This is a genomic window from Amycolatopsis lurida, from assembly GCF_900105055.1.
In the GTDB taxonomy this organism is placed as follows: Bacteria; Actinomycetota; Actinomycetes; order Mycobacteriales; family Pseudonocardiaceae; genus Amycolatopsis; species Amycolatopsis lurida.
The window spans coordinates 1,094,224-1,120,725 of record NZ_FNTA01000004.1 but is presented as its reverse complement, the minus strand read 5'-3'; the positions used below and the strand labels follow the sequence as shown (position 1 = coordinate 1,120,725).

Below are 26,502 nucleotides of genomic sequence, written 5' to 3'. Positions count from 1 at the left end.
CTCGGTGTCATATCGTGGACCGGAGACATAAAGTCCGGGACATGTCGCCGAGAACCCTCCTGCGGGCCGTCATGGCCGCTTCCGCCGTCACGCTCCTCGCCGCGTGCAACGCCTCGGCCAAGGATCCGGCCGCTCAGAACGCCGCGGGTCCCGAGCTGGTCTTGATCACGCCGAGCCCGGTCGGGGTCAACGACTTCCTCAAACTCGCCGTCCAGGGCATCGAGGACTCGGCCAAGAAGCACAACGGGACGCAGAAGGTGTACCAGAGCACCGATCCGGCGTCGATCCAGCAGAACCTCGCGGCCGCGGTGCGCGAGAAGCCCGCCGTGATCGTCGCCGTCGGCTTCAACTTCGCCGACGCGATCGCGGCCGAGGCCGAACGCAATCCCGAGCAGAAGTTCCTCTTCGTGGACTCCTGCACGACGAAACCGTTCCCGAACGTCACCTGCGCGGTGTTCCGCGAGCACGAGGGCAGCTACCTCGCCGGTGCCGAGGCCGGGCTGCTGAGCAAGAGCGGCAAGGTCGGCGCGGTCGTCGTGCTCGACGCGCCCCAGTTCCGCCGGTACTCGATCCCGTTCGGGCAGGGCGCCGAGAAGGCCAAACCCGGCACCACGCTGGCCCCGCTGTTCATCGGCGGCGCGAACCCGTTCAACGACCCGGCCCGCGCGAAGGCGCTGGCCGCCACGCTGGCCGGCCAGGGCGTCGACCATGTCATGGGCGCGGCCTCCGCGGCGGGCAACCTCGGTGTGTTCGAGGCGGCCGAACAGGGCGGGTTCTTCGCGTTCGGCGTCGACGCCAACCAGTGCCCGGCCAGCCCGGGACAGGTCGTGGACAACGTCATCAAGCGCACCAACGTCGTCGTCGGCGACGGGGTCGACGCGATCCTCGGCGGCAAGACCGGCGAGACGAAGTCCTATGGCCTCAAGGAGAAGGGTATCTCCCTGACCGGGCTGGAGCCGGACGCCGCGACGTCGCAATGTGTCGTCGCGAGCCACCCCGACGTGCTGGCCAAGGTCGGCGAGCTGCGGGACCAGATCATCTCGGGCGCGATCGTCGTCGATGACCCCGCCAAGTCCTGACGCCGTCTCACTCCGGGGGATCGTCAAGCGGTTCCCCGGAGTGCTCGCGAACGACCACGTGGACCTCGACGTCGGCAGCGGCGAGATCCACGCCCTGATGGGCGAGAACGGCGCGGGCAAGTCGACCCTCATGTCCGTGCTCTACGGTCTGCACCGGCCCGACGAGGGCACGATCTCCCTGCATGGCGAGGAAGTCTCCTTCGGCTCGCCCGCGCAGGCCATCGACGCCGGTGTCGGCATGGTGCAGCAGGGTTTCGCGCTGTTCGGCGAACTCACCGTCACCGAGAACGTCGTGTTCGGCAGCGAACCGACCCGCCGCGGTCTGCTGGACCGCAAGGCGGCGACGGCCCGCGTCACCGAACTGATCGAACGGCACGAACTGCGGCTGCGGCCGGGGGACCGGGTCCGTGACCTGCCGGTCGGGCTCCGGCAGCGCGTCGAGATCCTCAAACTGCTGTACCGCGAGGCCGGTGTGCTGATCCTCGACGAACCGACCGCCGTGCTGACCCCGCCCGAGACCGAGCGGCTGTTCGGCGTGCTGCGCGCCCTCGCCGCCGAGGACCGCACGATCCTCTTGGTGTCGCACAAACTCCAGGAGGTCCTCGCCGTCAGCGACCACGTCACGGTGCTGCGGGACGGCCGCGTCAGTGCCCGCGGGCGCACCGCGGACCAGACGGCCGCCGGGCTCGCCGCGGCGATGACCGGACGCGAGGTCGACCTCGATCGTGCCCATACGGCCGGGACGCCCGGTGACACGGTCCTCGAAGCCCGTTCTCTGACAGTTCCCGGTACGGAAGGAAAACCGTTGCTGGACAACGTGTCCCTGACCGTGCGCGCCGGGGAGATCGTCGGTGTCGCCGGGGTCGCGGGCAACGGGCAGGCCGAACTCTCCGGCGCCATCACCGGTCTCCTGAACACCGGCGGCACCATCGTCCTCAAAGGACAGAAGCTTGACGGGCTGTCGGTCCGCGCGCGGAGGGATGCCGGGCTCGCCCACGTCCCGGAAGATCGTGCCGAGGTCGGCTCGGCGCCCACGGCGAGCCTCCGGGAGAACCTCGCCGTCGGCTTCCACCGCAAGCGCCCCTTGGTGCGCAAGGGATTCCTGCGACGCGAGGCGATCGACGACCACGCGTCGGCGATCATCGAGGACTACGACGTCCGCGCGTCCGGCCCCGCCGCCGCGATGGGCACGCTGTCCGGCGGTAACCAGCAGAAAGCGATCTTCGGCCGCGAACTCACCCACGACGCGCCCTTCCTGCTGGTCGAACAGCCCACGCGTGGGGTCGACGTCGGCGCGATCGAAAACATCCACACCCGGCTCGCCGCCCATCGCGACGCCGGGCACGCCGTCCTGCTGATCTCCGCCGAGCTCAGCGAGATCCTCGCGTTGTCGGATCGGGTGCTGGTGCTGTTCGAGGGCCGGATCGTCGCGGAGTTCTCCAAGGACGAGGCCGATCAGCACACGATCGGCCTCGCGATGGCCGGAGGTGCCGGATGACCCGCGTCCGCCTCGTCGCCGTCCCGGTCGCCGCCGCGCTGGTGCTCGGCGCGATCCTGTTGCTGGCCACCGGAACCGATCCGCTGGCCGCGTACGGGGCGATCCTCTCCGGCGCGTTCGGCCCCGACGGCATCGGCGACACCCTCGCCTACGCCGTCCCGGTCGCCGGGATGGCGACAGCGCTCGCCATCCCGCTGCGCGCGGGCATGGTGAACCTCGGCGGTGAGGGGCAGCTGGTGCTCGGCGCGGTCAGCGCGCTCGCCGTCGGCCTGTACGTGCCCGGTTCGGGGCCGGTGAAGGTGATCCTCGCGCTGCTCGCGGGCGTCCTCGCCGGAGCCGCGTACGCCGCGCTGGCCGCGGTCTGCGAGAACCGGCTCGGTGTCCCGTTGCTGATCAGCACGCTGTTGCTGAGCTATCCGGCGATGTCGCTCGCCGGGTATCTGGTGCGTTTTCCGATGAAGGACGCCGGTTCCAGCCTGCCGCAGAGCCCGCAGCTGACCGAAGGCGCGCGGTTGCCCGAAATCGACGGCGTGACGACCGGGATCTTCCTCGTGGTGGGGGTGATCGCGGTCTACACGGTGATCGACGCCCGCACTCCCGCCGGTTTCGAGACGAAGGTGACCGGCTGGGCGCCGCGGTTCGCCGCCTACGCCGGGATCGACCGGCCGAAACTCACCCTGCGGCTGCTGGCCGCCTCGGGCGGGACGGCCGGGCTGGTCGGCGCCATCGCCATCCTCGGCTTCCCGTACCGGTTCATCGACGGCGCGCTGATCACGCCGCAGTACACCTGGATCGGGCTGCTGGCGGCGCTGCTCGCCGGGGCCAGCCCGCTCGGAACGCTCCTCGCGGCGGTCTTCTTCGCGGCCCTGACCAGCGGCGGCTTCGCGATGGAACGCGCCACCCAGGTCCCGCGCGAACTGACCGCGGTCCTGCAGGCGGTGCTGATCATCTTCCTGGCGGCGACGTCGGGCGTCTTCAAGCGGAAGGCGAGGCGGGCATGATCGACGCGAGCCTGTTCTCCTCGGCGCTCACCGCGTTGACGCCGATCCTGTTCGCCGCGCTCGCGGGCGCGCTGTGCCAGCGAGCCGGGGTCTTCAACATCTCGCTCGAAGGCTCGCTCCTGGTCGGCTGCTTCGGCGCGGTCGCCGGGAGCTGGTACACCGGCAGCGCGTGGATCGGCGTCGTCGTGGCGGTGCTCGCGGCGACGGCGTACTCGCTGATCCTCGCGATCGGCTCGATCACCTTCGACGGTGATCCGATCGTGCTGGGCGTCGCGAGCAACCTGCTCGCGGTCGGCCTGACGAGCTTCCTCATCCGCACCGTCTTCGGCACCGAGGGCTCGTTCAGCGATCCGGCGTTGCAGGGGCTGGGCCAGTTCGGGCCGATCCCCGGGCAATCGTTGCTGGTCTACCTGTCCTGGCTGGCCGTGCCCGCACTCGCGGTGCTGCTGTACCGGCATCCGTGGGGACTGCGGTTACGCGGTGTCGGCGAGCGTCCGGAAGCGGCGTCCAGTCTCGGTGTCAACGTGACCAAGTACCGCTACGGGGTGATCCTCGCCGGGGGAGCGTTGTGCGGTCTCGGCGGCGCGCAACTGGCGCTCGGCTCGGTGACGCTCTTCGCCGAGAACATGACCGCGGGCCGCGGCTGGATCGCCGTCGTCGCGGTCATGCTGGGCCGCGCGCATCCGCTCGGCGTGCTGCTCGCGGCACTCCTGTTCGGCCTCGCGGAGGCCTTCGGTTTCCGGCTCCAGGGCATCGGGTTGCCGCAGCAGGCCACCGACGCCGCCCCGTACGTGGTCACGCTCGTGGCGCTGTTCCTGTCCAACATCAAGCGCAAGAAGGGACAGCCCGCGTGAGCGACGTCCTGCCCATCACGAAGATCCCCCGGCACGGACTGCCGCCGCGTGCGCTGGTCGTGGGCGACCCGGACCGCGCGACCGCGGTGGCCGGATCGCTGGAGAATGCCGTCCTCGTCGGGCAGAACCGTGAATACCGCAGCTACACCGGCACCTGGAAGGGTGTCCCGGTCGTCGTGTCGTCGCACGGTGTGGGCGGCCCTGGCGCGTTGTGCCAGTTCGGTGAGCTGGCCGAGGCGGGCGTCCGCACGTTCCTGCGGCTCGGCACCGCCGGGTCGCTGGCCGACGGGATCACCGACGGCGATCTCGTCATCGCCGAGGCCGCCGTCCGCGACGACGGCGTCACCCAGCAGCTGATCCATCCGGAGTACCCGGCGTTCGCCACCCCGGAGATCGTCGTGGCGCTGAACCGCGTGGCCCCGGAGGCGCGCCGCGGCGTGGTGTGGACGCGGGCCGCGTTCAGCCCGCTGGTGCTCACCCTCCCGATGACCGAGTACCTGGCCGCGCGGGTGATCGCCATTGAGATGGAACTCTCCACGTTGCTGGTGTTCGCGGCATTGCGCGGCCTGCGGGCCGGTGGTGTGCTCGTGATCGACGGTGACGCGCGGCCCGAGCACCCCGACCCGTCGGCCTACGACCCGCATCGCGACGTCGTGGCCGAGGGGGTGGCGAGGGCTACTCGTGTCGCTCTCGACGCTCTCATCGACGTGGAAGGGGCGGAATGACCGAAGTGTGGCGAAAAGCGGCGCTCGAGTTGGCGAGCACTCTGGCGGCGGACGCGGCCGAGCGGGACCTCGCCGGACGTCTCCCGGCGCACGAAGTCGGCTTGCTGCGCGAGTCCGGGCTTCTGCCCTTGCTCGACACCGCCGGCTGGGCGGCCGCGAACGAGGCCACCCGGATCGTCTCCGCCGCGGACGCGTCGGTCGGCCATCTGCTCGGTTACCACTACCTGCAGCTGTGGCGTACCGGTCTGTTCGGGCCGCGCGCGGCGAGTGAACCGGGCTGGTTCTGGGCGGGCGTGAGCAACCCGCTCGACGCCGCCCTGCTCCTGACCCCGGCCGACGGTGGCTTCACCGTCGAGGGCACCAAGACCTTCGCCACCGGCGCGGCCGTCGCCGACCGCCTGGTGGTCAGCGCGACGAGGACCGACAACGGCGAGAAGCTGACCCTCGTCGTCGACGCGCGGGCCGACGGGATCACCTTCCCCGGTGAGTGGGACAACATCGGCCAGCGGCTCACCGCGAGCGGCGCGGTGCGGTTCGAGGCCGTCCGCGTCGCCGAGGACGACGTGCTCGGTGCCCAGCCGGAGGACCAGTCGGATCCGAAGGTGCCCCGCATCTCCCTGGCCGCGATCGGTTTCCAGCTCATGCTCGCGCAGGTGTACGTCGGCCTCGCGTTCGGCGCGCTCGACGCGGCGGCCGTCTACACACGGGAGTCCGCGCGGCCCTGGACACTGTCCGATGTGGACAAAGCGGCGCAGGATCCGTACATCCTGGCCGGATACGGCGAGCTGGTCGCGACGGCGAGGGCGGCCGGATTCGCCGTCGACGCCGCGGTTTCCGCCCTCGGGGAGGCTGACGAACGCGGCTTCGACCTGACCCCCGCCGAGCGCGCCGAAGCGGCGATCGCCATCTCGTCGGCGAAGATCGTCGCCAGCCGGGCCGCGGTCGAAACCACGAGCAAGGTCTTCGAGTTCACCGGCGCGCGGGCAACGGCGACCAAGTACGGCTTCGACCGCTTCTGGCGCAACGCCCGCACGCTGACCTTGCACGACCCCGTGACCTACAAGGCCCGCGAGGTCGGCGACCACTTCCTCAACGGGATCCCGCCGTGCCTTTCGGGGTACAGCTGATGACGCTGCCGATCCTCGCCGAAAGCGTCCGCCTCGACGACGACGGCGTGCACATCCTCGACCGCCGGGTCTTCCCGTTCAAGCGGGAATGGGTGCTCTGCCGGACTTCGGAAGAGGTCGCGGTGGCCATCGAAGAGATGGTCACGCAGTCTTCCGGGCCGTACTTCGCCGCGTTGGGTGCGATGGTGCTCGCCGCCCGCGAGGCGTCCGGGTTCGCCGACCCTCGGGCGTACCTGGAGCGGGCGGGGGAGCGGATCGTCGCGACCCGCAAGACCAACAACCACCTGCGCAAGGCCGTCGCCGCCGTACTGTCCGAAGTGGACACATCGGCCGATGCCCTCGTCGAAGCCGCGTCGAGGGGTGCGCAAGCAGGTGACGAATTGTATCGGTCACGCAGCCGGGCGCTCGGCGAGCACGCGGCCGCGCTGGTGCCGGGCGGGGCGACGGTGCTGACGCATTGCTGGGCGGACCTGTACCTGGTCGAATTCGTGCTCGCCGCGCGGCGGCAGGGCAAAGAGTTCTCCTTCCTGTGCACGGAAACCCGGCCGTATCTGCAGGGCGCGCGGCTGACCGCCGAGACGCTCGCCGAGATGGGCGCCGACACCCGGCTGATCACCGACGGGATGGGTGCCGCGGTGCTGTCCTCGGGCGAGGTCGGCGCGCTGGTGACCGCGGCCGACCGGGTCACGATGGACGGCCACGTCGTCAACAAGATCGGCACCCTGGGGCTCGCGGTGGCGGCGAAGGCGTTCGGCGTGCCGTTTCACGCGATGGTCCAGGCACCCGATCAGGCGGCACCGACCGGCGCCGACGTGCCGATCGAATACCGCGACGGCGACGAGGTGCTGAGCGCGCTCGGCCACCGCGTCGCGAGCGAACGCGTCCGTGGGCACTATCCGGCCTTCGACGTGACACCACCGCGGTTCGTGACCGCGGTGGTGACCGACCGCGGGGCCTTCGAGCCCGGACGGCTCCGCGAGTACTACGCAGAAGGGGAAGCGAACCAGTGACCGCAACGCTGACCGCCCGATGGGTGGTCCTCGACATCGAGGGCACGCTGACGGCCACCAGCTACGTGCACGTGACCCTCTACGACTACGCGCGCCCGCGGCTGGGTCCGTGGATCGACGAGCACGCCGACGACCTCGAAGTAGCCGGCGCTGTCGCCGAGATCAAGGAACTCGGCGGGCTCGCGGCGGACGTGTCCACAGTGGACGTCGTGCGGGTGCTGCACGGCTGGATGGACGCCGACCAGAAGATCGCGCCGCTGAAGACGTTGCAGGGGCTCATCTGGCAGCGCGGGTACGCCGAGGGTGACCTGACGACGGAGTTCTTCGGCGACGTCGCCCCGGCTCTGCGGTCGTGGCACGAGTCCGGGCTGCGGCTCGCGGTGTTCTCCTCCGGATCGGTCGCCGGGCAGATCGCGTCGTTCTCGCGGACCACCGACGGTGACGTCACCGGCCTGTTCGAGAAGCATTTCGACACCGTCAACGCCGGGCCGAAGCGCGAGGCGCCGTCGTACCGCGCGATCGCCTCCGCGCTGGAAGCCGAACCGGGTGACATCGTGTTCTTCTCCGACGTCCCGGCCGAACTCGACGGGGCCGCCGCCGACGGCTGGCAGACCGTCGGCCTCGCCCGCGAGGGGGAGCCGTTCGGCGACGCCGATTTCGGGACGCATCGGACCATCCGGACATTCGACGAGGTGAAGGTCGTCCGTCGATGAGTCTTCTGGAACTCGCCGGACGCGCGCTGGCGGAGGAGTCCGCCCGGTTCGCCGGGATGGGCTGGATGCGGGGCACGTCGGGCAACCTTTCGGTGGTGCTCGGGCGCGATCCGCTGCGGGTCGCCGTCACCGTCAGCGGCCGGGACAAGGGCGAGCTGACCAGCGACGACGTCGTGGTGGTCGGCGAAGACGGGCTGGCCGTCGCCGACCAGCCGCATCCGGAGAAGGTGCCGTCGGCGGAGGCCGGGCTGCACGCCCGGATCGCGGCGGTGTCGGGTGCGGGCGCGGTGATCCACGTGCACGCGCTCGCGCCGGTGGTCGCCGCCGAGCATTGGCCGGACGGCGTCGAACTGCGGGACCTGGAGATGCTCAAGGGCTTCGGCCGCGCCGCGCACGACGACCTGGTGACCGTCCCGGTGATCGCCAACGGGCAGGACATGCGTGTCCTCGGTGACGCGTTCGAGGCGGGGTTCCGGGCCGACACGCCGGCGGTGATCGTCGCGCGGCATGGGATCTACGTCTGGGGCGATGACCTGCGCCACGCGCGCCATCGCCTGGAATGTTTGGAGTGGTTGCTCCGGTTCCGGGTAGAGACAAGACTTGTCGGTGGAGAAAGGGGAGTGCGATGACCCTGCTGACCGTGTGGCCGGACGACCGGCCCGGCGAGATCGCGCTCAGGACCGAGGACCCGGCCGTGATCACCGGGGAACTCGGGCGGCTCGGCGTCCGGTTCGAACGCTGGGACCTCGTCCCGGATCTGCCGCGCGAAGTGACGCCTGAGCAGGTGCTGGCCGCCTACGAGGAACCGATCGGCAAGGTCTCGGCGGCCGAGGGCTACACCTTCGTGGACGCCGTCCGGATGACCCCGTCGGACGAGCCCGGCTGGGCGGCCGACGCCGCCGAAGCGCGGCAGAAGTTCCTCGCCGAGCACACCCACGACGATGACGAAGACCGCTTCTTCGCGCGGGGGTCCGGCGTGTTCTACCTGCACGTCGGGGGCAAGGTGTACGCGGTGCTGTGCGAGGCGGGAGACCTGCTGAGCGTGCCCGCGAACACCACGCACTGGTTCGACATGGGCACGCGGCCCGACTACGTGTCCATCCGGTTCTTCCACGACGACGGCGGGTGGGTCGGCAACTTCACCGGCGCGACGCTGGCGGGGGATTTCCCGGACTTCGACACGTTGACCGCCGGGCGCTACTGACCGCTTTGGGCTCGTGAGTGGTAAGGACGGTTAGAACCGTCCTTACCACTCACGAGCGCGCTGCCGGGGTCTGTCAGGCGGGAGTCCAGAGGGCAGGCACGTTCGGCGGCTCCCAGCCGGGCAGGGACCGGTGGCCCTGACGGCACACGTACGCCGCGCCGTTGTGGGTCACCCGGGCGCCGGTGGCGTAATCGACGTTCGGCTTCCAGGCGTCGGACGGTACCGACGTGGTCGTCGTCGGCGTGGTGGTGGTCGTCCGCGTCGTGGTCGGACTGGTCGTGGTGGTCGTACCCGTCGTCGTTCCCGTGGTCGTGGTGGTCGTCGGCGGAGCACCACCGCCACGCGGGTGATCCGACGCGATCGCGTAGGTCGTCCCGCCGAAGGTGAACGTGAAGTTCGACGGCGCCGCGATCGGCATGTAGTAGTTCAGCCGGATCTCGACGGTGGCGCCCGGCGCGATGTTCTGCCAGGTCGGCACGGTCACCGCGACATGCTGGAAGTCTCCCTTCATCCCGCCGACGTTGGGCCCGCTGTGGCCCTTGCTCGTGACCGTCAGGCCGAAGCCGGACTGGTCGGACATGCTGCCGGGTGCGCTGGTGCCGTAGTCGAACTCGATCTTCGTTCCACCGGGGATGGTGGTGGTCGAATTGTTGGTGATGCGCATCCGCGGGGTGATCGGGTAGTTCGCGTCGCCCAGCGCGAAGCCGGTCAGGTTGACGTTCGCGTTCAGCACCGACGACGGGGCGGGACGCGGCGACTTGGCGTTGCCGTACGGGGCGGCGCCGCGCAGGCCGTCGTTGATCTTCGTGATCAGCGTGTCGCCCATGAAGTACTGGCCCTTGGCTTCGTCGAAGGCGTAGTCGCCGGCCAGTTCCCAGATCATGATCCCGCCGATGCCCTTGTCGGCCACGTACTTGGCCTTTGTGGCGAGCGAGGCTTCGTCCTCAGTGGACAGGAACACCTTCTTGTCGTTGTTCCACAGCCACGGCGTCACCATCGTGTTGTCGTAATGCCGGTTGTAGGAGCCCGAGATCCGGTCCGTCGGGTCGGTCTTCGGCGTCAGCCCGTACGCCTCCAGGTAGTCCGGCGTGACCTCGTTCTCGAGGTTCTTCGCGTGCCACATGGGGTTCGCGCCCGCGGGGACCTCGCCGCCCGCCAGGCCGAGATCGTGCCAGAGGTTGTCGATGCCGATCGCGCCGTTGCCGCACGGCACCGTCGAACCGACATGGGATCCGGTCCCCGGTGGACACTGTTTCTGGTCCGGTAGCGGAGCCTTGCCCCACAACCCGTTCGTCCCGCCGGACACGCCTTGCCAGCCGCGGGTGTAGAACCCGACGCCGATGTTGATCCGGCCTGCCTGCATGGCGCCGCGGAAGTAGTGATAGGCCCAGTCGGTGTTGAGATAGCCCTGCCCGTCGTACTGCGGTGTCGTGTACACCTGCCAGTGCGCGAGTTCCGCGTCGTTGCCGGAGTCGTAGAGCGCGGCGTTCGGCCCGACGAACTGGTTCCACGCGCCGTGCAGGTCGTAGCTCATCATGTTGGCGTAGTCGAGATAGCGCGTGACGCCGTAGACCTCCTGGCCGCGCAGCAACCAGCCGGACGCCGGCACGGCGGCGGTCAGCAGGTAGTGCTTGCCGTCGGCGGCTCCCGCCCGGTCGAGCTTCTCGCGCAGCGTGCGCATCAGGTTCTCGTAGCCCGCCCAGAGGGTGCCGCGATTGGCCTGCGCGATCCAGTAGTCGTCCGGGTTGCCGGCGTAGTTCGCCGACGTCGCGTATTCGTAGTCGATGTCCGCGCCGTTGAAACCGTAGGCGCGCAGGAATTCCACGACGGAATCCGCGAAGACGTCGATACCGGCTTGGGTCTGCGTCATCTTGTAGAACCCGCCGGAGGCGTTGCGGGTGCCGTCGGGGTTCAGGAAGCCGCCGGTCTCGGCCCAGCCGCCGATCGAGATCAGCGACTTCACGTTCGGGTGCTGCTTCTTGTACTTGGTCAGCAGGTTGAAGTGTCCCTTGTAGGGCAACGACGGATCCATCTCGGCGCCGGGCACGCCCGGCCATTCCATGCCGATGGACTCGTTGGTCGCGCTCGGCGCGCCGACCGACACCTTGTTCTGCGCGTCCACATGTGCGAACGCGTAGTTGAGGTGGGTGACCTTCGACCACGGGATGTTGTTGACCAGATAGGCCGGTGCGCCGTTCTTCCCGGTGCGCCAGCTGGTGAAGTAGCCGATCACACGGCGGGAATGCCCTTCTCCCAGGGATTCGCGGCCCGCGGTGTCGTAGACGGTGCAGTAGGGGGTCTCGACGCCGGGTGTCCGGTACAGCCCGTCGGGACGGCAGTCCTCATGGCCCGCCGCGCTCGACGTGGACGGGGTGACGACGACGATCATGAGTCCGGCCAGCGTGATGAGCGACGCCAGCAGGGGGAGTAGTTTCCTGGTTCTCCTTGGCACGCCGAACCTCCGACAGTGGAAGATGGCCCTCGGTCTCAGCAGCTTGAGCCGCTGACCTGCCGCGCGTCAATAGGTGTAGACCAATTTCCATCCGGTGCCGTACGGCGGAGCGTACCTGTGGTTCGTCAGGTCCGGCTTCGTCGGCGGTGGCCATAATTCCGGCCACATCCCGTGCGTGTTATGCCGCCGTTTCCCGTATCACGAAGGAAAACTCGTTCCCATCGGGATCCGCCATCTCCACCAGCCCGTCCCGGGCGCCGAGCCGGGTCGCGCCGAGCGCGACCAGTCGCTCGGCCTCCGCGGCCGTGCCGTTCAGAATGAAGCGCAGCCGGTTCGGTCCGGTTTTCGGGGTGAACGGCGGGCCGCCCCAGGTGATCTTCGGGCCGCCGTGCGGCGACCGGATCGCGGTCTCCTGGTCCTGGTCCCACACCAGCGGCCAGCCGAGCGCCTCGCTCCAGAAGTAGCCGACCTCTTGCGAACCGTCGCACGAGACGGCGCCGACGAAACCACAGTCGGCGAGGAAGTCGTTGCCCGGCCCGATGACGCAGAACTCGTTGCCCTCGGGGTCGGCGAGCACCACGTGCTTCTCCTCGGGGCGCTGGCCGACGTCGATATGCCGTCCGCCGAGTTCGAGCGCCCTGGCGACCGTCCGCTCCTGGTCTTCAAGGGACTCGCTCGTGAGGTCGAAATGCATCTGGTTCTGGCGGGTCTTCGGTTCGTCCGATGGCACGAAGCTGAGCCGAAAACCGGTGTCGGCGTCCATTTCCGGGCCGAGGAGGCCCGTCCAGAAACGGGCGAGACGACGCGGGTCGTGTGCGGCGAAACTGAGCGCGTGCAGGGTGACGGTCATGAGCGACGCTAGAAACGAAGGCGACCTCCACGCAACCGAATAAGGCGCGTTCCCCCATGGAGTGGACCCGTTTCCATCCGGCGGGGGACGCGGGGGACCAGGGCGGCGGTGATCGTTGAGATCGATCAAGCGAGTGGAACCCGAGGAGCCCGTATGACCGTCCACCAAGCCGCCGCGACCGGGCGGCTGCGCGCCGCGTGGATCAGAGCGCACGCCCCGGTGCCCGGCGTCCCCCGCTGGGCCAAGGTCGCGGCCTACGCCATCCCCTTCACCGTGCTCCCGTCCGGCCTGTGGCGGATCATGACCGTCGTCTTCGACATCGGCGGTGACGGCCCGCACGGTGCGGGCCAGCTCCCGGCGTGGTTGCCGGGGCCGGTGTACGTCATCGCGTTGTCCGTCGTCTCCGAGCTGATCGCCTTCACCGCCATCGGGCTGATCGCCGGGTGGGGAGAGGTCTTCCCGCGCTGGATTCCGCTACTTGGCGGCCGCCGAGTGCCGCCACTCGCCGCGGTCGTGCCCGCCGCTCTCGGCGCCGCGGTCCTGACCGTTCTGTGGACCGCCGCCGTCGTCACCGAGCTGTCCGGGATCACCCTCCAAGGCGACCCCCTCCCTGCCGATTACCCCACGAAGTCACTGCACGGCTGGAAACTCGCCTTCTTCGAACTCACCTACGCCCCGCTCCTGCTTTGGGGCCCGCTGCTGGCGGCAGTCTGCTTCGCGTACTGGCGGAGGCGCCGGCCGTAGTACGTGAAGGCCTCCTTCCCTACTCTCGGGATAGGGAAGGAGGCCTTCACGGAACGATCAGCAGGAGACGCCGGTCCGCCCGTTCTCCACCCGCGCGGTCAGCGTCCGCAGGAACGACGGATCGCCGTCCGCGGTGACCTTCACGTCGTACCAGCCGCCCGAAACCGGCCAGTCCACCGTGACCGAACGCCCGGCCCCGACCCGCACGACACGCGTGAACCGCGAAGACGACAGCCGCAGCGTCAGCGCCGAAGTGCCCGAGTTGGACAGTTTGAACTCGACACCGGAGCGCCAGGTCAGGAAGCGCGTCCGGACATCGACACCCGCGGCGGCTCCGCGACGGTTTCCGCGAAACTCCCACCACGACCGGTTCGGCCCCTGGACGACGACGCGGTATTCGTCGCCGGCCGGCCGGACGAGCTCCGGCGCCTCACCGCGGACGTCGCGGTGGGCGGGCTCGGCGAATTCGCCCTTGTACGGGTACAGCGCGAAATGCGCCGAAGACGAGCCGCTGTTGGCCAGCGACAGCGCCAGATTCCCCGCCTTGTCCACCGCGCCGGAGACCGAAACCTGGTACGGCAACGGACGCGACGGCCGGTTTCCGGGCTCGGCCACGGGCAGGCTCTGCTCCGCCGGGGCGGACGGCCGCCAGCGGCTGATCGGCGCGGGCACCGGGCCGGGCCGGTTCACCCGCGGCTGACGTCCGGCGCGCGAGAAGTCGAAGGCACCGGTGAGGTCGCCCGCGACGGTGCGCCGCCACTTGCTGATGTTGGGCTCGGCGATCCCGGTCCAGCGTTCGAGGAACCGCAGCACCGAGGTGTGGTCGTACACGGTGGAGTCGACGTTGCCGCCGATCGACCACGGCGAGACGACCGTCATCGGCACACGCGGGCCGAAACCGAGCGGCTGGCCGTTGAAGTGGTCCGCGTCGTTGGCCGCGTTCCCGGGCGGCATCGGCGGCGGGACGTGGTCGAAGTAGCCGTCGTTCTCGTCGAAGTTGATCAACAGCACCGTCTTGGACCACGTTTCGCGGTCGGACGCCAGCGCGTCGAGCACGCGGTAGATCAGGTTCGCACTGCCGACCGGGGTGGACGCGCCGGGGTGCTCGGAGTCCTTCGCGGACGGCACCAGCCAGCTGACCGCGGGCAGTCGCCGCGCCTGGATGTCCGCCTTCAGCCGGGTCACCAGCGTCTCCGGCTCGCTGCGGTACATGGCCTTCTTGAACAGGTTCCGCTCGGCGGGCGTCAGTTTCGCGACCCCGGCGTCGAACTGCGCCAGCAGCTTGGTGCGCTCTTCGGGGGTCTTCTTGAGCAGGGTGTCGTAGAACTCTTCGGTGGTACGGAACTTTCCCTCGACCGAAGCGAGGATCTTCGTGCCGACCTTCTTGAACGGCACGAAGTACTCGACGGCGTTGTCGGTGAAGTTGTCCCACTCCTGGTAGATCTGCCACGGCACCCCGGCGGCCTCGAGACGCTCCGGGTACGTCGTCCAGTCGTAGCCCTTGTGGTCGTAGGAGTATGCGGCGTTGGTGACCGCGCGGTTCGTCGTGCTGCCCGGTTCGAATCCGGTGGTCCCGGTCCACAGGAAGTTCCGGTTCGGGTTGGTGGAGCCGAAGACCGAGCAGTGGTAGGCGTCGCAGAGGGTGAAGGTGTCCGCGAGTTCGTACTGGAGCGCGATGTCCCGGCGCTCGTAGTAGGTCATGGTGGCCGGCGTCTTCGCCGCGATCCAGCCGTTGTTCCAGCCGCGCGCCCACGCCTTGCCGCTGCCGTTCCAGCTGTGGTCGAGGTCGCCGAGGTACTGGATGTCGTCCGGTTTCCGCCCGGCGAGTTCGGCCGCTTTGCGCACCGAGAACGGCAACACCGTGCCGCCGGCCGGATTCGGCTGCTCGAACACCGAGGTGCCCGACGGCAGTTCGAGCGGATGCGTGTCGGAGAAGCCACGGACACCGCGCAGGCTGCCGTAGTAGTGATCGAACGACCGGTTCTCCTGCATCAGCACGATCACGTGCTCGATGGCGTCGAGTCCGCCCCGCCGCATGGGTTCGGCCATGGCGGCGTGCACGGACGGCGGGAGAAGGGTGGTGGCGGCCGCGGCGCCGGTGGCACCCAGCAACGTACGGCGTGACAGTTCAGGCATGCCGGAACCTTGACCCAGTAACATGAACGTCACAAGAACCGAACAGGTCGACTCGGCGTCGGTAGCCGGAGGGCCGTGGTTCCCGGACATCACGACGAAACGAAGGCGGGGAGGCCTCGTGAGACCGGTGTTCGCAGACCCCAGTGGCCGTCGTCGCGTCTTGGCCCGCCGGATCGCGATCAGTGCCGGTGCCACCGCCGGTTACGGGGTGCTTCTCCTCGTCGCGTTCTCCGGCGTGCCGGACCTGCCCGCCGCGCTGGAACCCAGGCCGCTGCCCACGCCACAGGCGACGTCACCGCCGCCGGTGGCCCCGCCGCCGGTGACCCCACCGCCCGCAATCCCACCGCCCGCGACCACGACGGACGAGTCTCGAACGCCTTCACCGTCGGAATCGCAGGAGGCGCCCGAGCCGGTCGGCGAAACTCCGCGCACGAGCGCCAGGCCGGTTCCGGTCCGGACCGCGGATCCGCCCACCCCGCCCGGCCCGCGAGAGCCCGCCGGCTCCCCGCCGTCGGGCGGCGACCGCCGCAACGGCCGCGCGCCCGGCGACCCGCCCGGCAAGGCGAAGACCGCGCCGCCCAAGAGCGGGCACTGACGTCCGGTTCTCCCCGGTTCGTCGTGAGGTCACTGCGCTGAGTGACCGTCCGGTGGGGTGACCCCGCCGAACGGCCGCCTGCGCGGTAACCTCACGGGCACCAAAGACCGCAGACCCTTGAGGAGGGCCCGTGTCGGCAGGGCAGATCGCCGCGCTGATCGCCGCAGGAGCATTCGTCGTACTCGTCGTGCTGCTGGCGATCGTGCTGTTCAAGCTCGGCCGGACCCTGGACGAGGCCACGATCGCCATCCGCAAGGCGCACGAGAACACCGACCCGCTGCTGATCGGCGCGAACGAGACGATCACGCACGTCAACGCGCAGCTGGAGCGGGTCGACGGCATCACCGCCAGCGCGCAGGCCGTGTCCGGCAACGTGTCCGCGCTGTCGTCGGTGTTCACCGCGACGCTCGGCGGACCGCTGGTGAAGACGGCCGCGCTGTCCTACGGCCTCAGCAAGGCGATCAAGGCCCGCCGGAAGAAGGCGGAAGCGAAAGCCTCTCGTCCGGCGAAGAAGCGGGGCCGCAAATGAAGCGCCTGTTCTGGCTCGGCGTCGGCGTGGTCGCCGGAGTCGCCCTGTCACGCAAAGCGACGGAAACCGCTCGCCAGGCCACCCCGGCGGGGTTAGCCTCGAACCTGGGCGACGCCGTGCGGGAACTCGCGGGCGCCGTCGGTTCGTTCGGCGCGGAGGTCCGCGCCGGGATGAGCGAGCGGGAACAGGAGTTGCACGACATGGTGTCCGAACGGACCGGCTTGAGCACGGCCCCCGTGACCGAGGGCAGGCACGCGGCGTCGTCGCGGCGCCCGGTCCGGCGAGCTCGCCGGGCGGAGGGCTGATCCGGCCGCGTCCGGAAGCCCAGCCCTTCGCCGTTCCCGCCTGTCCGCATTCCCAGCGCCTTCGCGCGAGCCCGTATACAAGGACGATCCCGTGGAAACACACGAAATCACCCAGCGTTTTCTGAGCCATTTCGAGAACAAGGGACACACGCGTGTCCCCAGCGCTCCCCTGATCCTGGACGACCCGAACCTGCTGTTCGTCAACGCGGGCATGGTCCAGTTCAAGCCCTACTTCCTCGGCGAGGCCCCGCCGCCGTACCCGCGCGCGACCAGCGTCCAGAAATGCGTCCGCACTCCGGACATCGACGAGGTCGGCAAGACCACGCGGCACAACACGTTCTTCCAGATGGCCGGGAACTTCTCCTTCGGCGACTACTTCAAGGAAGGCGCGATCGAGGCGGCCTGGGAGCTGATCACCAAGCCCCAAAGCGAAGGCGGCTACGGCCTCGACCCGAACCGGATCTGGGCGACCGTCTACGAGGACGACTCCGAGGCCGCGGGCCTGTGGAAGAAGCTCACCGGCCTGCCCGGCGAGCGCATCCAGTCCCGTGACGGCAAGGACAACTACTGGGACATGGGCGTGCCCGGTCCCGGCGGTCCCTGCTCGGAGATCTACTACGACCGCGGCCCGGACTACGGCCGCGAGGGCGGCCCGGTCGCCGACGAGGACCGCTACATCGAGATCTGGAACCTCGTCTTCATGCAGGACGTGCGGGGCGACAAGAGCCCGAAGCACGGCCACAAGCCGATCGGTGAGCTGCCGAAGAAGAACATCGACACCGGCATGGGTGTCGAGCGCGTCGCGACGATCCTGCAGGGCGTCGAGAACGTCTACGAGACCGACCTCGTCCGCCCGGTGATCGGCCGCGCCGAGGAGTTCTCCGGCCGCCGCTACGGCTCCGACCACACGGACGACGTCCGCTTCCGCGTCATCGCCGACCACGCCCGCACCGGTGTCCTGCTCATCGGCGACGGCGTCACCCCGGGCAACGACGGCCGCGGCTACGTGCTGCGCCGTCTGCTTCGCCGCATCATCCGGTCCGCGCGCCTGCTCGGCGTGCACGAGCCGGTGCTGCCCGCCTTCGCCGCGGTCGTCCGCGACACCATGGGCCCGACGTACCCCGAGCTGGTCTCCGGTTTCGACCGCATCGAGGACGTCGTGCGCGTCGAGGAGGAGGCCTTCCTCTCCACGCTCACCAGCGGCTCGCGCATCTTCGACATGGCGGCCGAGGAGACCAAGCGCGCCGGCGGTTCGCTGCTGGCCGGCGACAAGGCGTTCCAGCTGCACGACACCTACGGCTTCCCGATCGACCTGACCCTGGAGATGGCGTCCGAGCAGGGCCTGTCCGTCGACGAAGAGGGCTTCCGCACGCTCATGAACGAGCAGCGGCAGCGCGCGAAGGCCGACGCGGCGTCGCGCAAGACCGGCCACGGCGACCTGTCCGAGTACCGCAAGGTGCTGGAGCGCAACGGCGAGACCGAGTTCCTCGGCTACACCGACCTGCAGGCCGAGGCGAAGGTCGTCGCGCTGCTGGAGGACGGCGTGCCGGTCTCCAGCGTCGGCGCGGGCAAGAAGGCGGAGCTGGTCCTGGACCGCACGCCGTTCTACGCCGAGAGCGGTGGCCAGGTCGCCGACACCGGCGTCCTGCTCGGCGACGGTGTCGAGCTCAAGGTCCACGACGTGCAGAAGATCGTGCCGGGCCTGTTCGTGCACCGCGTCGAGGTGACCGAAGGCGAGGTCGGCATCGGCAGCACGCTGACCGGTTCGGTCGACCAGCACCGCCGCCTGTCGATCGAGCGGTCGCACTCCGCGACGCACCTGGTGCACGCCGCCGTGCGCGGCGCGTACGGCAAGCGCGCGGCTCAGGCCGGTTCGCTGAACTCGCCGGGCCGGATGCGCTTCGACTTCACCACCTCCGGCGGCGTGTCGGCCGACGTGCTGACCGAGGTCGAGGAGGAGGTCAACGACTACCTCCAGACCAACGTCGAGGTGAACACCTTCGTCACCACGAAGGACAAGGCCCTCGAGCTGGGCGCGGTCGCGCTGTTCGGCGAGAAGTACGGCAACGACGTCCGCGTCGTCGACATGGGCGAGTACTCCCGCGAACTCTGCGGTGGCACCCACGTCGACCGCATCGGCCAGCTCGGCCTGGTGAAGCTGGTGGGCGACTCGTCCATCGGTTCCGGCGTGCACCGCGTCGAGGCGCTCGTCGGCACGGACGCGCTCAAGTACGTCCGCAAGGAGCAGCTGCTCGTCTCGCAGCTCGCGAACACCTTCAAGGTGCCCTCGGAGCAGCTGCCGTCGCGCATCGACGACGTGCTCACCCGGCTCAAGAACGCCGAGAAGGAGATCGAGCAGCTGCGCACCCAGCAGGTGCTCGGTTCGGCCGGCTCGCTCGCGGACAAGGCCGAAGACATCGGCGGCGTCGCGGTCGTTGCGGAGAAGCTCGGCGAGGGCGTCGACTCGAACGGCCTGCGCGCCCTGGCTTCGGACATCCGCGGCAGGCTCGGCGCCCGTCCCGGCATCGTCGCGCTGTTCGCCCCGCAAGGCGAGAAGGTCGCCTTCGTCGTCGCCACCACCAAGGCGGCGCAGGAGAAGGGGATCGCGGCGGGCAAGCTCGTCCCGTCGTTCGCCGAGGCGATCGGCGGCCGTGGCGGCGGCAAGCCGGACATGGCCCAGGGCGGCGGCACCAACCCCGCCGGGGCCGAGCAGGCCATCGCCTCCCTGCGCGCGGCGGTCGCCCAAGTTGGCTGACGACGCCCCCCAGCGGCGCCCGGATCGACCAGGAGAGTCCGATCCGGGGCGTGGCAGGCGGCTTGGCGTGGATGTCGGATCCGTCCGGGTCGGGGTCGCGTTGAGCGATCCCGACCCCATCCTCGCGAGCCCTCTCGTTACCCTCACTCGCGACGCGGCGGGCGACAAGGACGTCGACCTGCTCGTCGGACTCGTCACGGAACACGACGTGGTCGAGGTCGTCGTCGGCTTGCCGAGGACGCTCAAGGACCGTCATGGCCCGGCGGCCGAAGCGGCGCTGGACTATGCCGAAAAGGTCGCCGCCAGGATCGCGCCGGTGCCGGTGCGACTGGCCGACGAGCGGTTGACCACGGTGACGGCATCCAGGATGCTGTCGCAGCGTGGGGTGAAGGGACGTAAGCAACGTGCCGTCGTCGATCAGGCGGCCGCGGTCGAGATCCTGCAGGCGTGGATCGACGCGGTAGCGGCACATCGCGCACGGAAGGGCGATACATGACCGAGCCCCACGGCCGGCCCGAGCGCCGTCAGGGCGGTAGACGACGGTTGCGGGAGCCTGAGGAGGCCAGCCCGCCGCCGGCCCCGCCGCGTCGACGGCCGGAACCCCAGCCGACGGGACGACGGCACGTCCGGCAGGAACCGCCCGAGCCGCCGCCCGTACGGCGTCCGGCGGAAGAACCGCCGCGTGCCCGCCGGTCGCCGGAGGAGCCGCCGCCGCGTGCCCGGCGCGCCGCCGACGAGCCGGCGCGTCCGGTTCGGCCGAGGCGGGTGCCGGAACCCGCGGTCCCGCCACCGCCCCCCGCTCCGCAGCGACGGTCCCCCCAGCCGGGTGACCGCGGTCTTGGCATGCCCGCCTACGCCCAGGACGAGGCACCCCGCCCCGGCCGCCGCAGGCGCCGCGAGGACGACGGCCCGCTCCCGGACGAGCGGCCGACCGACATCCTCCCCGCGATCCAGGAAGCGCCGATCGCCCGGCGTCCCGGCGCGAACCCCGCTTCGCCGCCCGAGGGCAGCGAAGAGGAATACAACGAGATCTTCGGCGACGACCCGTACGACGACTATGACGAGTACGACGACTACGAAGATTACGAGGACTTCGAAGACGAAGACCGGGCCGAGCCCGAACGCATCGAGGACGAGCGCCCGGAACGTCAGGGACCGCCGCCCAAGAAGCGCACGAAGAAGCGCGCGCTGGGCTGGATCGCCGCGCTGACCGTGCTCGTCCTGCTGGCCGGTGGCGCCTACTACGGCTTCACCGAGATCTTCGGGTACGACGACTACGAAGGCGCGGGCGAGAGCGACGTCCTCGTCCAGGTGGAGAAGGGCGACTCCACGTCGGCGATCGGCAACCGGCTCCAGGCGGCCGGGGTGGTCGCCAGCGGCAAGGCGTTCGTGAAGGCGGGCGAGGACAACACCGCCGTCTCGCGGCTCCAGCAGGGCTACTACGTCATGAAGACGAAGATGTCCGGTGCCAGCGCGGTCGAGAAGATGATCGCGCCCGCGTCGAAGGTCGGCCAGGTCGAGATCCGGCCGTACACCCAGTTCCACGACATCACCCAGCCCGACGGCAAGGTGACGCCGGGGGTGTATTCGTTGCTGTCCAAGGCTTCCTGCGCCGACCTGAACGGTACGAGCACCTGTATCCCGGTCGAGGAACTGCGCAAGACGATCGAGACCGCGGATCTGGCGAAGCTGGGCGTCCCGTCCTGGGCCGTCGAGTCCGCCACGAACGCCGAGCACAAGGACCGGCGGCTCGAAGGGCTGATCGCCCCGGGCATCTACAACATCAAGCCCGGCTGGACGGCCGAAGAGCTGCTCACCTTCGTCGTCAAGACCTCGGCGGAGCGCATCCTGAACGCCGGGCTGAGCGATCAGTCGAAGGGGGAGGGCAAGACCCCCTACGAGACGCTCGTCATCGCGTCGATCATCGAACGCGAGGCGGTGAAGGCCGACTTCGGGAAGATCTCGCGGGTCATCTACAACCGGCTCGACAAGAAGATGCGGCTCGAGATGGACTCGACGGTCAACTACGTCCTCGACCGGCCGACCCTGCTCACCAAACCCGAAGAACGGGAAAAAGCGGGCGCCTACAACACCTACAAGTCGGTCGGCCTGACTCCGACGCCGATCGCGGTCGTGAGCGCGGAGGCGATCCAGGCCGCGTTGAAGCCGATGGCGGGGGAGTGGCTGTTCTTCGTCAAGTGCGAGAAGAACGGACTCTCCTGCTTCTCGGTGACGAACGACGAGCACAACAAGGCCAAGCTGGACGCACAGAGGCGCGGTGTCTACTAAGCGCAAGGCCGCGGTCCTCGGGAAACCGGTCGAACACTCGCTCTCGCCCGTCCTGCACGGCGCCGCCTTCCGCGCGCTCGGCCTGGACGGCTGGTCCTATGAGCGGGTCGAGATGGACGGTCCCGGGCTGCCCGCGTTCGTCGACGGTCTCGGTCCGGAGTGGACCGGGCTTTCGGTGACCATGCCCGGCAAACGGGCCGCGCTGGAGCACGCCGGCGAAGTCACGCCGCGCGCGGCCGCCGTCGGCGCGGCGAACACGCTGGTGCGCCGGGGAACCGGCTGGCTCGCCGACTGCACCGACGTCGACGGCGTCACCGAGGCGCTGCGGATCGCGGGGGAGTACTCGCCTGACACCGACGACGCCGCCGTCGTCCTCGGAGCGGGTGGCACGGCCGCCGCGGCCGTCGTCGGGCTGGCGTCGCTCGGCGTGCGGACGGTGCGGCTCGTCGTGCGGGATCCCGCACGGGCGAGGGAAACGGTCGAGGCGGCTCAGCGGGCCGGGCTCGATGTCGAGGTCCTCCGCTGGGCCGAAGCCGACTTCAAGAAACTCGCGGCCGATTCGGCGGTGCTGGTGAACACCGTGCCCCCGGACGCCGTCCGGCCACATCTGACGGAGCTGGCCCGGATCGGCTGCGTCCTCGACGTCATCTACCACCCTTGGCCGACCGCGCTCGCCGAAGCCGTCTCCGAGCGGGGCGGGCGGCTCGCGACCGGACTGGACATGTTGCTGCATCAGGCTTTCGGGCAGTCCGAGTACTTCACCGGACAGCCGGCGCCGCGGGCCGAGATGCGGGACGCGCTCCGCGAGGCGACCGGCGGGATCCTTTCTCTGCCGATCGGCTGACAAGATCGCCCGGGTTCGATAATCTGGTCGACTGCCTTGAGGAAGGAACAAGGGGTCAATGCCCAAACCCGATCGAGACGACTACACCGAAGAAGACATCAACGACTCGTGGGTCGATCAGGCTCCGGTGCTGAATTCCACCGTCACGCTGGCCGAATACGACCCGGCGTGGCCTGAGCTGTTCGACCGGGAAGCGAAGCGCATCAGGAGGATCCTGGGGGAGCGCGCGCTGGTCCTGGAGCACGTCGGCTCCACGTCGGTGCCGGGTCTCTGCGCGAAACCGATCATCGACATCATGCTGATCGTCGCCGATTCGGATGACGAAGACGCCTATGTGCCGCAGTTGGAGGCCGAAGGCTACAAGCTCGTCATCCGCGAGCCGGAGTGGGAGAAGCACCGCTGCTTCAAAGGCCCGGACACCGACATCAACCTCCACGTCTACTCGCCGGACAACGGCCAGGCCGAGCGCTACCGGCTCTTCCGCGACCGCCTGATCGCGCACGAGGACGAGCTCAAGCTGTACGAGGACAGGAAACGCGAACTGGCCTCGCGCACCTGGAAGTACATCCAGCAGTACGCCGACGCCAAGACCGAGGTGATCGACGAGATCATCGAACGGGCGCGCGCCGCCCAGTACGACGGGTTCGCGCGGCTGTACGCGGCGCACGCCGAGAGCAGCAGCACCAACGCCCTCTACGACCGGCCCGCCATCGTGGAGCTGGCCGGGGACGTGGCGGGCAAACGGGTGCTGGACGTCGGCAGTGCGGCGGGTCACCTCAGCGCCTTGCTCGCCGCGAAGGGCGCGGACGTCCTCGGCGTCGACGCCAGCGAGGGCATGGTGGCCGTCGCCAGGGAGAAGTTCGGGGGCGTCGCTCGTTTCGAGACGGCGGACGTTTCGCGGCCGATGTCCTTTTTGGAGGATGCCTCGATCGACGTCGTCACGGCGTCGCTGGTCCTGCACTACCTGAAGGACTGGGCGCCGGCGCTGGCGGAGTTCCGGCGGGTGCTCAAACCGGGCGGGCTCCTCGTGTTCTCGGTGCATCATCCCGGCGAGGATTGGCGCTGGTTCGACAAGCGGAACTACTTCCAGCTCGAGCTGCTGGAAGACGAGTTCCCGCCGGGGCAGAAGGTCCGGTTCTACCGGCGGCCGCTGAGCTGGACGTTCGACGCGGTGCGGGACGCCGGCTTCGCGGTCGACCGGCTGGTCGAGCCGATGCCGCAGGAGGCGGCCGCCGAAGCGGACCCGCGGTGGTACGCGAAGCTGCGGACCGAACCGCGGTTCCTGTACTTCCGGACCGTCCGAGAGTCCTGACCCCCGCAAGTAGGTGGCTAATCGCGCGGAGGAGCGGGGTCGTCCCGCTTCGAGAGGTCCCGGATCAGCGAAACGATCTCCCGGCTCACCGGCCGCAGTACCCGCAGCCGCGAGAGGCCCACCAGCCGCGCGATCAGCGGGACCGTCCGCTCCACCAGGAGCCGGCTGCGTTTCTGGCCGTGCGAGCGGTCGTGCACCCAGAACAGCACGACCCCCATCTGGTACAGCCACAGCAGATCGGGCAGGTCGTCGCGCAGGTCCGGGTCGAGTTTGGCGTCGGAGTCGGCGATGACGTCGCGCATCAGGCCGACGGAGGCGTCCCGCGCGGGTGAAGACTCCTCGCTGAACGGGCTCAGCGGCGAGTCCGGGTCGGCGGCGTTGACGAAGAACTGGGTGCCGAAGCGGTGGTACGGCTCGGCGACGTCGAGCCAGGTGAGCAGGACGGTCCTGAGCCGGGCGCTGAAGTCCCGCTCACCCGCGATCGACTCGCGCGCGGTCGTCAGGTGCGCGTGGGCGATCTCGTCGTAGAAACCTTGGATCAGCTGGTCTTTCGAGGCGAAGTAGTAGTAGGCGTTTCCGACCGACACGCCCGCTTCGGCGGCGATGGCCCGCATGGTCGTGCGGTCGTAGCCGTTCTCGGCGAACAACCGCAACGCCGTCGCCACGATCAGTGACTTGGTTTCCTCACTCTTCGCCACCACTGCACGGTATCCGGTCAGGGCGCGGGGTGTGGAGCGGGCGCCGGGTAACCGGGGTAGGGCGGCGGGACCGGCGCGGGCCGCTCGGCCGCGTGGTTGAGGTGCTTGCGCCGGATCCCGTTGAACACCAGCACGTTCCCGACGTGCATCACGCCGAGCACGAGTGCCACGGTGCCGACCTTGACCGACAGCATTTCGAAGACGTCGCGCGCGTCGAGAACGGTGTCGTCGCTGGTCAGGAACAGGGTCACGAAACCCAGGCTGACCAGGTAGAACCCGACGACGAGCAGTTGGTTGACCGAATGCGCCAGCGCTTGTTCGTCCTGGAAGACGTCTTCCAGGAACGTCTTGCCGTGTCTGCTCAGCGTGCGGGCGACCAGCACGGTCAGAGGGACGGTGATGGCCAGGTAGAGCGCGTAGGCCACGACTACGGGTTGCATGGGGACCTCCTTTTGAACGTGTTCAAGAAGAACCGTAGCCCAGATTTTGAACGCGTTCAAGAGTTGGTGTTCACCTGAAGCTCACCCGTGCGGCCGCACGGAGTGCGTAAGGTCGCTACGACTCTGGGAGGTAAGAACCGTGAAACGCATCGCCGCCGTGTTCACATCGGGCGCCGTGCTGGCCGGGACGCTGCTGGCCGCCGCACCGGCGGAAGCCGCCGTCGGACAGAACGTCCGCTTCGCGACGTTCAACGCTTCGCTCAACCGCGGAGCCGCCGGTCAGCTCGTGACCGATCTGTCGCAGCCGGGCAACGCGCAGGCGAACGAGGTCGCCGAGGTGGTCCAGCGGAACCGGCCGGACGTGCTGCTGATCAACGAGTTCGACTACGTGCCCGGCAACCGTGCCGCCGACCTGTTCCGCGAGAACTACCTCGCGCGCGGCCAGAACGGCGCGGCGCCGATCGACTACCCGTACGCGTTCACCGCGCCGTCGAACACCGGTGTCGCGACCGGTTTCGACCTCGACCGCAACGGCCAGGTCGGCGGCGGCAACGACGCGCACGGCTTCGGCCTCTTCGAGGGCCAGTACGGCATGCTCGTGCTGTCCAAGTACCCGATCGACACCAAGAACGCGCGGACGTTCCAGAAGTTCCTCTGGAAGGACATGCCGGGCGCGCTGCTCCCGGACGATCCGGCCACCGCGACGCCGAACGACTGGTACTCGCCGCAGGCGCTCGACGTGCTGCGCCTGTCGTCGAAGTCCCATTGGGACGTGCCGATCCGGGTCGGCCGCTCGACCGTGCACTTCCTGGCCTCGCACCCGACGCCGCCCACCTTCGACGGCCCCGAAGACCGCAACGGCACCCGCAACCACGACGAAATCCGCTTCTGGGCGGACTACGTGACCCCGGGCAAGGGCCGGTACATCCGCGACGACGACGGCCGTCGCGGCGGGCTGGGCGCGCATGAGAAGTTCGTCATCGCCGGTGACCAGAACTCCGACCCGCTCGACGGCGACAGCGTTCCCGGTGCCATTTCGCGCCTGCTGAACGCCCCGCGCGTCATCGAGACCCGGCCGGGCAGCGAAGGCGGTGTGCGGGCCGCGCAAGACCAGGCCGGCGCCAACATCGGCCAGAAGGGCGACCCGTACTTCGACACCGGCGACTTCAACGACAACGCGCCGGGAAACCTGCGGATCGACTACGTCCTGCCGTCGAAGGGCCTGTTCCCGTGGCGCGCCGAGGTCTTCTGGCCGCTGCCCGATTCACCGCTGGCCCGGCTCAACGACGCTTCGGACCACCACCTGGTGCGGGTGGACGTGTTCGTCCCGCGCTGGTGACGT

The 26,502-nt window shown here is 69.4% G+C and carries 25 protein-coding genes; 20 read left to right on the top strand and 5 right to left on the bottom strand.

All coding sequences use genetic code 11. From position 1 onward, the window contains the following. Positions 1-41: 41 nt before the first annotated feature. The 10 genes from BLW75_RS10335 to BLW75_RS10290 are packed head-to-tail and all read left to right on the top strand — an operon-like array spanning position 42 to position 9,211. Positions 42-1,079 (top strand): BMP family ABC transporter substrate-binding protein, encoded by a 1,038-nt coding sequence (locus BLW75_RS10335; protein WP_241783889.1) that lies wholly within the window; start codon positions 42-44, stop codon positions 1,077-1,079. Beyond that, the gene (locus BLW75_RS10330; RefSeq protein WP_241783891.1) at positions 1,060-2,577 is read left to right on the top strand and encodes an ABC transporter ATP-binding protein; all 1,518 of its coding nucleotides are present in this window, start codon (positions 1,060-1,062) and stop codon (positions 2,575-2,577) included. Before BLW75_RS10335 ends, BLW75_RS10330 begins: the two co-directional genes overlap by 20 nt. Beyond that, positions 2,574-3,578, top strand: a complete 1,005-nt coding sequence (locus BLW75_RS10325) for an ABC transporter permease (protein ID WP_034318224.1) — start codon at positions 2,574-2,576, stop codon at positions 3,576-3,578. The genes BLW75_RS10330 and BLW75_RS10325 overlap by 4 nt, the downstream gene beginning before the upstream one ends. After that, positions 3,575-4,432 (top strand): ABC transporter permease, encoded by an 858-nt coding sequence (locus tag BLW75_RS10320; protein ID WP_034318227.1) that lies wholly within the window; start codon positions 3,575-3,577, stop codon positions 4,430-4,432. Before BLW75_RS10325 ends, BLW75_RS10320 begins: the two co-directional genes overlap by 4 nt. After that, positions 4,429-5,157 (top strand): nucleoside phosphorylase, encoded by a 729-nt coding sequence (locus BLW75_RS10315; RefSeq protein WP_034318231.1) that lies wholly within the window; start codon positions 4,429-4,431, stop codon positions 5,155-5,157. Before BLW75_RS10320 ends, BLW75_RS10315 begins: the two co-directional genes overlap by 4 nt. Further along, positions 5,154-6,284, top strand: a complete 1,131-nt coding sequence (locus BLW75_RS10310; RefSeq protein ID WP_034318234.1) for an acyl-CoA dehydrogenase family protein — start codon at positions 5,154-5,156, stop codon at positions 6,282-6,284. The genes BLW75_RS10315 and BLW75_RS10310 overlap by 4 nt, the downstream gene beginning before the upstream one ends. Further along, entirely contained in the window at positions 6,284-7,294 is a 1,011-nt protein-coding gene (locus tag BLW75_RS10305) for a s-methyl-5-thioribose-1-phosphate isomerase (RefSeq protein ID WP_034318238.1), read from the top strand. Before BLW75_RS10310 ends, BLW75_RS10305 begins: the two co-directional genes overlap by 1 nt. Beyond that, the gene (mtnC, locus tag BLW75_RS10300) at positions 7,291-8,007 is read left to right on the top strand and encodes an acireductone synthase (RefSeq protein ID WP_034318241.1); all 717 of its coding nucleotides are present in this window, start codon (positions 7,291-7,293) and stop codon (positions 8,005-8,007) included. Before BLW75_RS10305 ends, mtnC begins: the two co-directional genes overlap by 4 nt. Further along, positions 8,004-8,636, top strand: coding sequence for a methylthioribulose 1-phosphate dehydratase (gene mtnB / locus BLW75_RS10295; RefSeq protein ID WP_034318244.1), 633 nt, complete (start codon positions 8,004-8,006; stop codon positions 8,634-8,636). The genes mtnC and mtnB overlap by 4 nt, the downstream gene beginning before the upstream one ends. Then, positions 8,633-9,211, top strand: coding sequence for a 1,2-dihydroxy-3-keto-5-methylthiopentene dioxygenase (locus BLW75_RS10290; protein WP_034318246.1), 579 nt, complete (start codon positions 8,633-8,635; stop codon positions 9,209-9,211). The genes mtnB and BLW75_RS10290 overlap by 4 nt, the downstream gene beginning before the upstream one ends. 73 nt (positions 9,212-9,284) lie before the next feature. On the opposite strand, the gene BLW75_RS10285 is transcribed toward BLW75_RS10290, so the two are convergent. After that, positions 9,285-11,663, bottom strand: coding sequence for a chitinase C-terminal domain-containing protein (locus BLW75_RS10285; RefSeq protein WP_034318248.1), 2,379 nt, complete (start codon positions 11,661-11,663; stop codon positions 9,285-9,287). A 178-nt stretch (positions 11,664-11,841) separates the two neighbouring features. Continuing rightward, positions 11,842-12,513, bottom strand: coding sequence for a VOC family protein (locus BLW75_RS10280; RefSeq protein WP_034318250.1), 672 nt, complete (start codon positions 12,511-12,513; stop codon positions 11,842-11,844). Positions 12,514-12,666: 153 nt separating this feature from the next. Between BLW75_RS10280 and BLW75_RS10275 the strand changes: the two genes are divergently transcribed. Further along, positions 12,667-13,257, top strand: coding sequence for a hypothetical protein (locus BLW75_RS10275; RefSeq protein WP_034318253.1), 591 nt, complete (start codon positions 12,667-12,669; stop codon positions 13,255-13,257). A gap of 57 nt (positions 13,258-13,314) precedes the next feature. Here BLW75_RS10275 and BLW75_RS10270 read toward each other — a convergent pair whose 3' ends face one another. Continuing rightward, positions 13,315-15,393 carry a phosphocholine-specific phospholipase C gene (locus BLW75_RS10270; RefSeq protein ID WP_034318257.1) on the bottom strand — a complete coding sequence of 693 codons (2,079 nt, stop codon included), beginning with the start codon at positions 15,391-15,393 and terminating at the stop codon, positions 13,315-13,317. A 118-nt stretch (positions 15,394-15,511) separates the two neighbouring features. On the opposite strand from BLW75_RS10270, the gene BLW75_RS42215 reads away from it, so the two are divergent. From BLW75_RS42215 to BLW75_RS10230, 8 genes are all read left to right on the top strand, one after another. Further along, on the top strand, positions 15,512-15,988 hold the full coding sequence (locus BLW75_RS42215) for a hypothetical protein (protein WP_143055312.1): 477 nt from the start codon (positions 15,512-15,514) through the stop codon (positions 15,986-15,988). Positions 15,989-16,118: 130 nt separating this feature from the next. Beyond that, positions 16,119-16,517, top strand: coding sequence for a DUF948 domain-containing protein (locus BLW75_RS10260; protein WP_034318264.1), 399 nt, complete (start codon positions 16,119-16,121; stop codon positions 16,515-16,517). After that, on the top strand, positions 16,514-16,822 hold the full coding sequence (locus tag BLW75_RS10255; protein WP_016333063.1) for a hypothetical protein: 309 nt from the start codon (positions 16,514-16,516) through the stop codon (positions 16,820-16,822). Before BLW75_RS10260 ends, BLW75_RS10255 begins: the two co-directional genes overlap by 4 nt. A gap of 91 nt (positions 16,823-16,913) precedes the next feature. After that, entirely contained in the window at positions 16,914-19,577 is a 2,664-nt protein-coding gene (gene alaS, locus BLW75_RS10250) for an alanine--tRNA ligase (RefSeq protein ID WP_034318267.1), read from the top strand. Beyond that, positions 19,570-20,073 carry a Holliday junction resolvase RuvX gene (gene ruvX, locus BLW75_RS10245; protein ID WP_034318271.1) on the top strand — a complete coding sequence of 168 codons (504 nt, stop codon included), beginning with the start codon at positions 19,570-19,572 and terminating at the stop codon, positions 20,071-20,073. Before alaS ends, ruvX begins: the two co-directional genes overlap by 8 nt. A 347-nt stretch (positions 20,074-20,420) precedes the next feature. Continuing rightward, positions 20,421-21,866 (top strand): endolytic transglycosylase MltG, encoded by a 1,446-nt coding sequence (gene mltG, locus BLW75_RS10240; protein WP_034318274.1) that lies wholly within the window; start codon positions 20,421-20,423, stop codon positions 21,864-21,866. Then, positions 21,856-22,710 carry a shikimate dehydrogenase gene (locus tag BLW75_RS10235; RefSeq protein WP_034318277.1) on the top strand — a complete coding sequence of 285 codons (855 nt, stop codon included), beginning with the start codon at positions 21,856-21,858 and terminating at the stop codon, positions 22,708-22,710. The genes mltG and BLW75_RS10235 overlap by 11 nt, the downstream gene beginning before the upstream one ends. 58 nt (positions 22,711-22,768) lie before the next feature. Continuing rightward, a complete protein-coding gene (locus BLW75_RS10230) occupies positions 22,769-24,022 on the top strand; it encodes a GrpB family protein (protein ID WP_034318279.1) in 1,254 nt (417 codons plus the stop codon). Positions 24,023-24,039: 17 nt separating this feature from the next. Here the strand turns inward: BLW75_RS10230 and BLW75_RS10225 are convergent, their stop codons facing one another. Together BLW75_RS10225 and BLW75_RS10220 are read right to left on the bottom strand one after the other, a co-directional pair. Then, on the bottom strand, positions 24,040-24,720 hold the full coding sequence (locus BLW75_RS10225; RefSeq protein ID WP_034318368.1) for a TetR/AcrR family transcriptional regulator: 681 nt from the start codon (positions 24,718-24,720) through the stop codon (positions 24,040-24,042). 17 nt (positions 24,721-24,737) lie between these two features. Beyond that, a complete protein-coding gene (locus BLW75_RS10220; RefSeq protein ID WP_034318283.1) occupies positions 24,738-25,160 on the bottom strand; it encodes a hypothetical protein in 423 nt (140 codons plus the stop codon). A gap of 139 nt (positions 25,161-25,299) precedes the next feature. Between BLW75_RS10220 and BLW75_RS10215 the strand changes: the two genes are divergently transcribed. Beyond that, the gene (locus tag BLW75_RS10215) at positions 25,300-26,499 is read left to right on the top strand and encodes an endonuclease/exonuclease/phosphatase family protein (RefSeq protein WP_034318286.1); all 1,200 of its coding nucleotides are present in this window, start codon (positions 25,300-25,302) and stop codon (positions 26,497-26,499) included. Positions 26,500-26,502 lie beyond the last annotated feature (3 nt).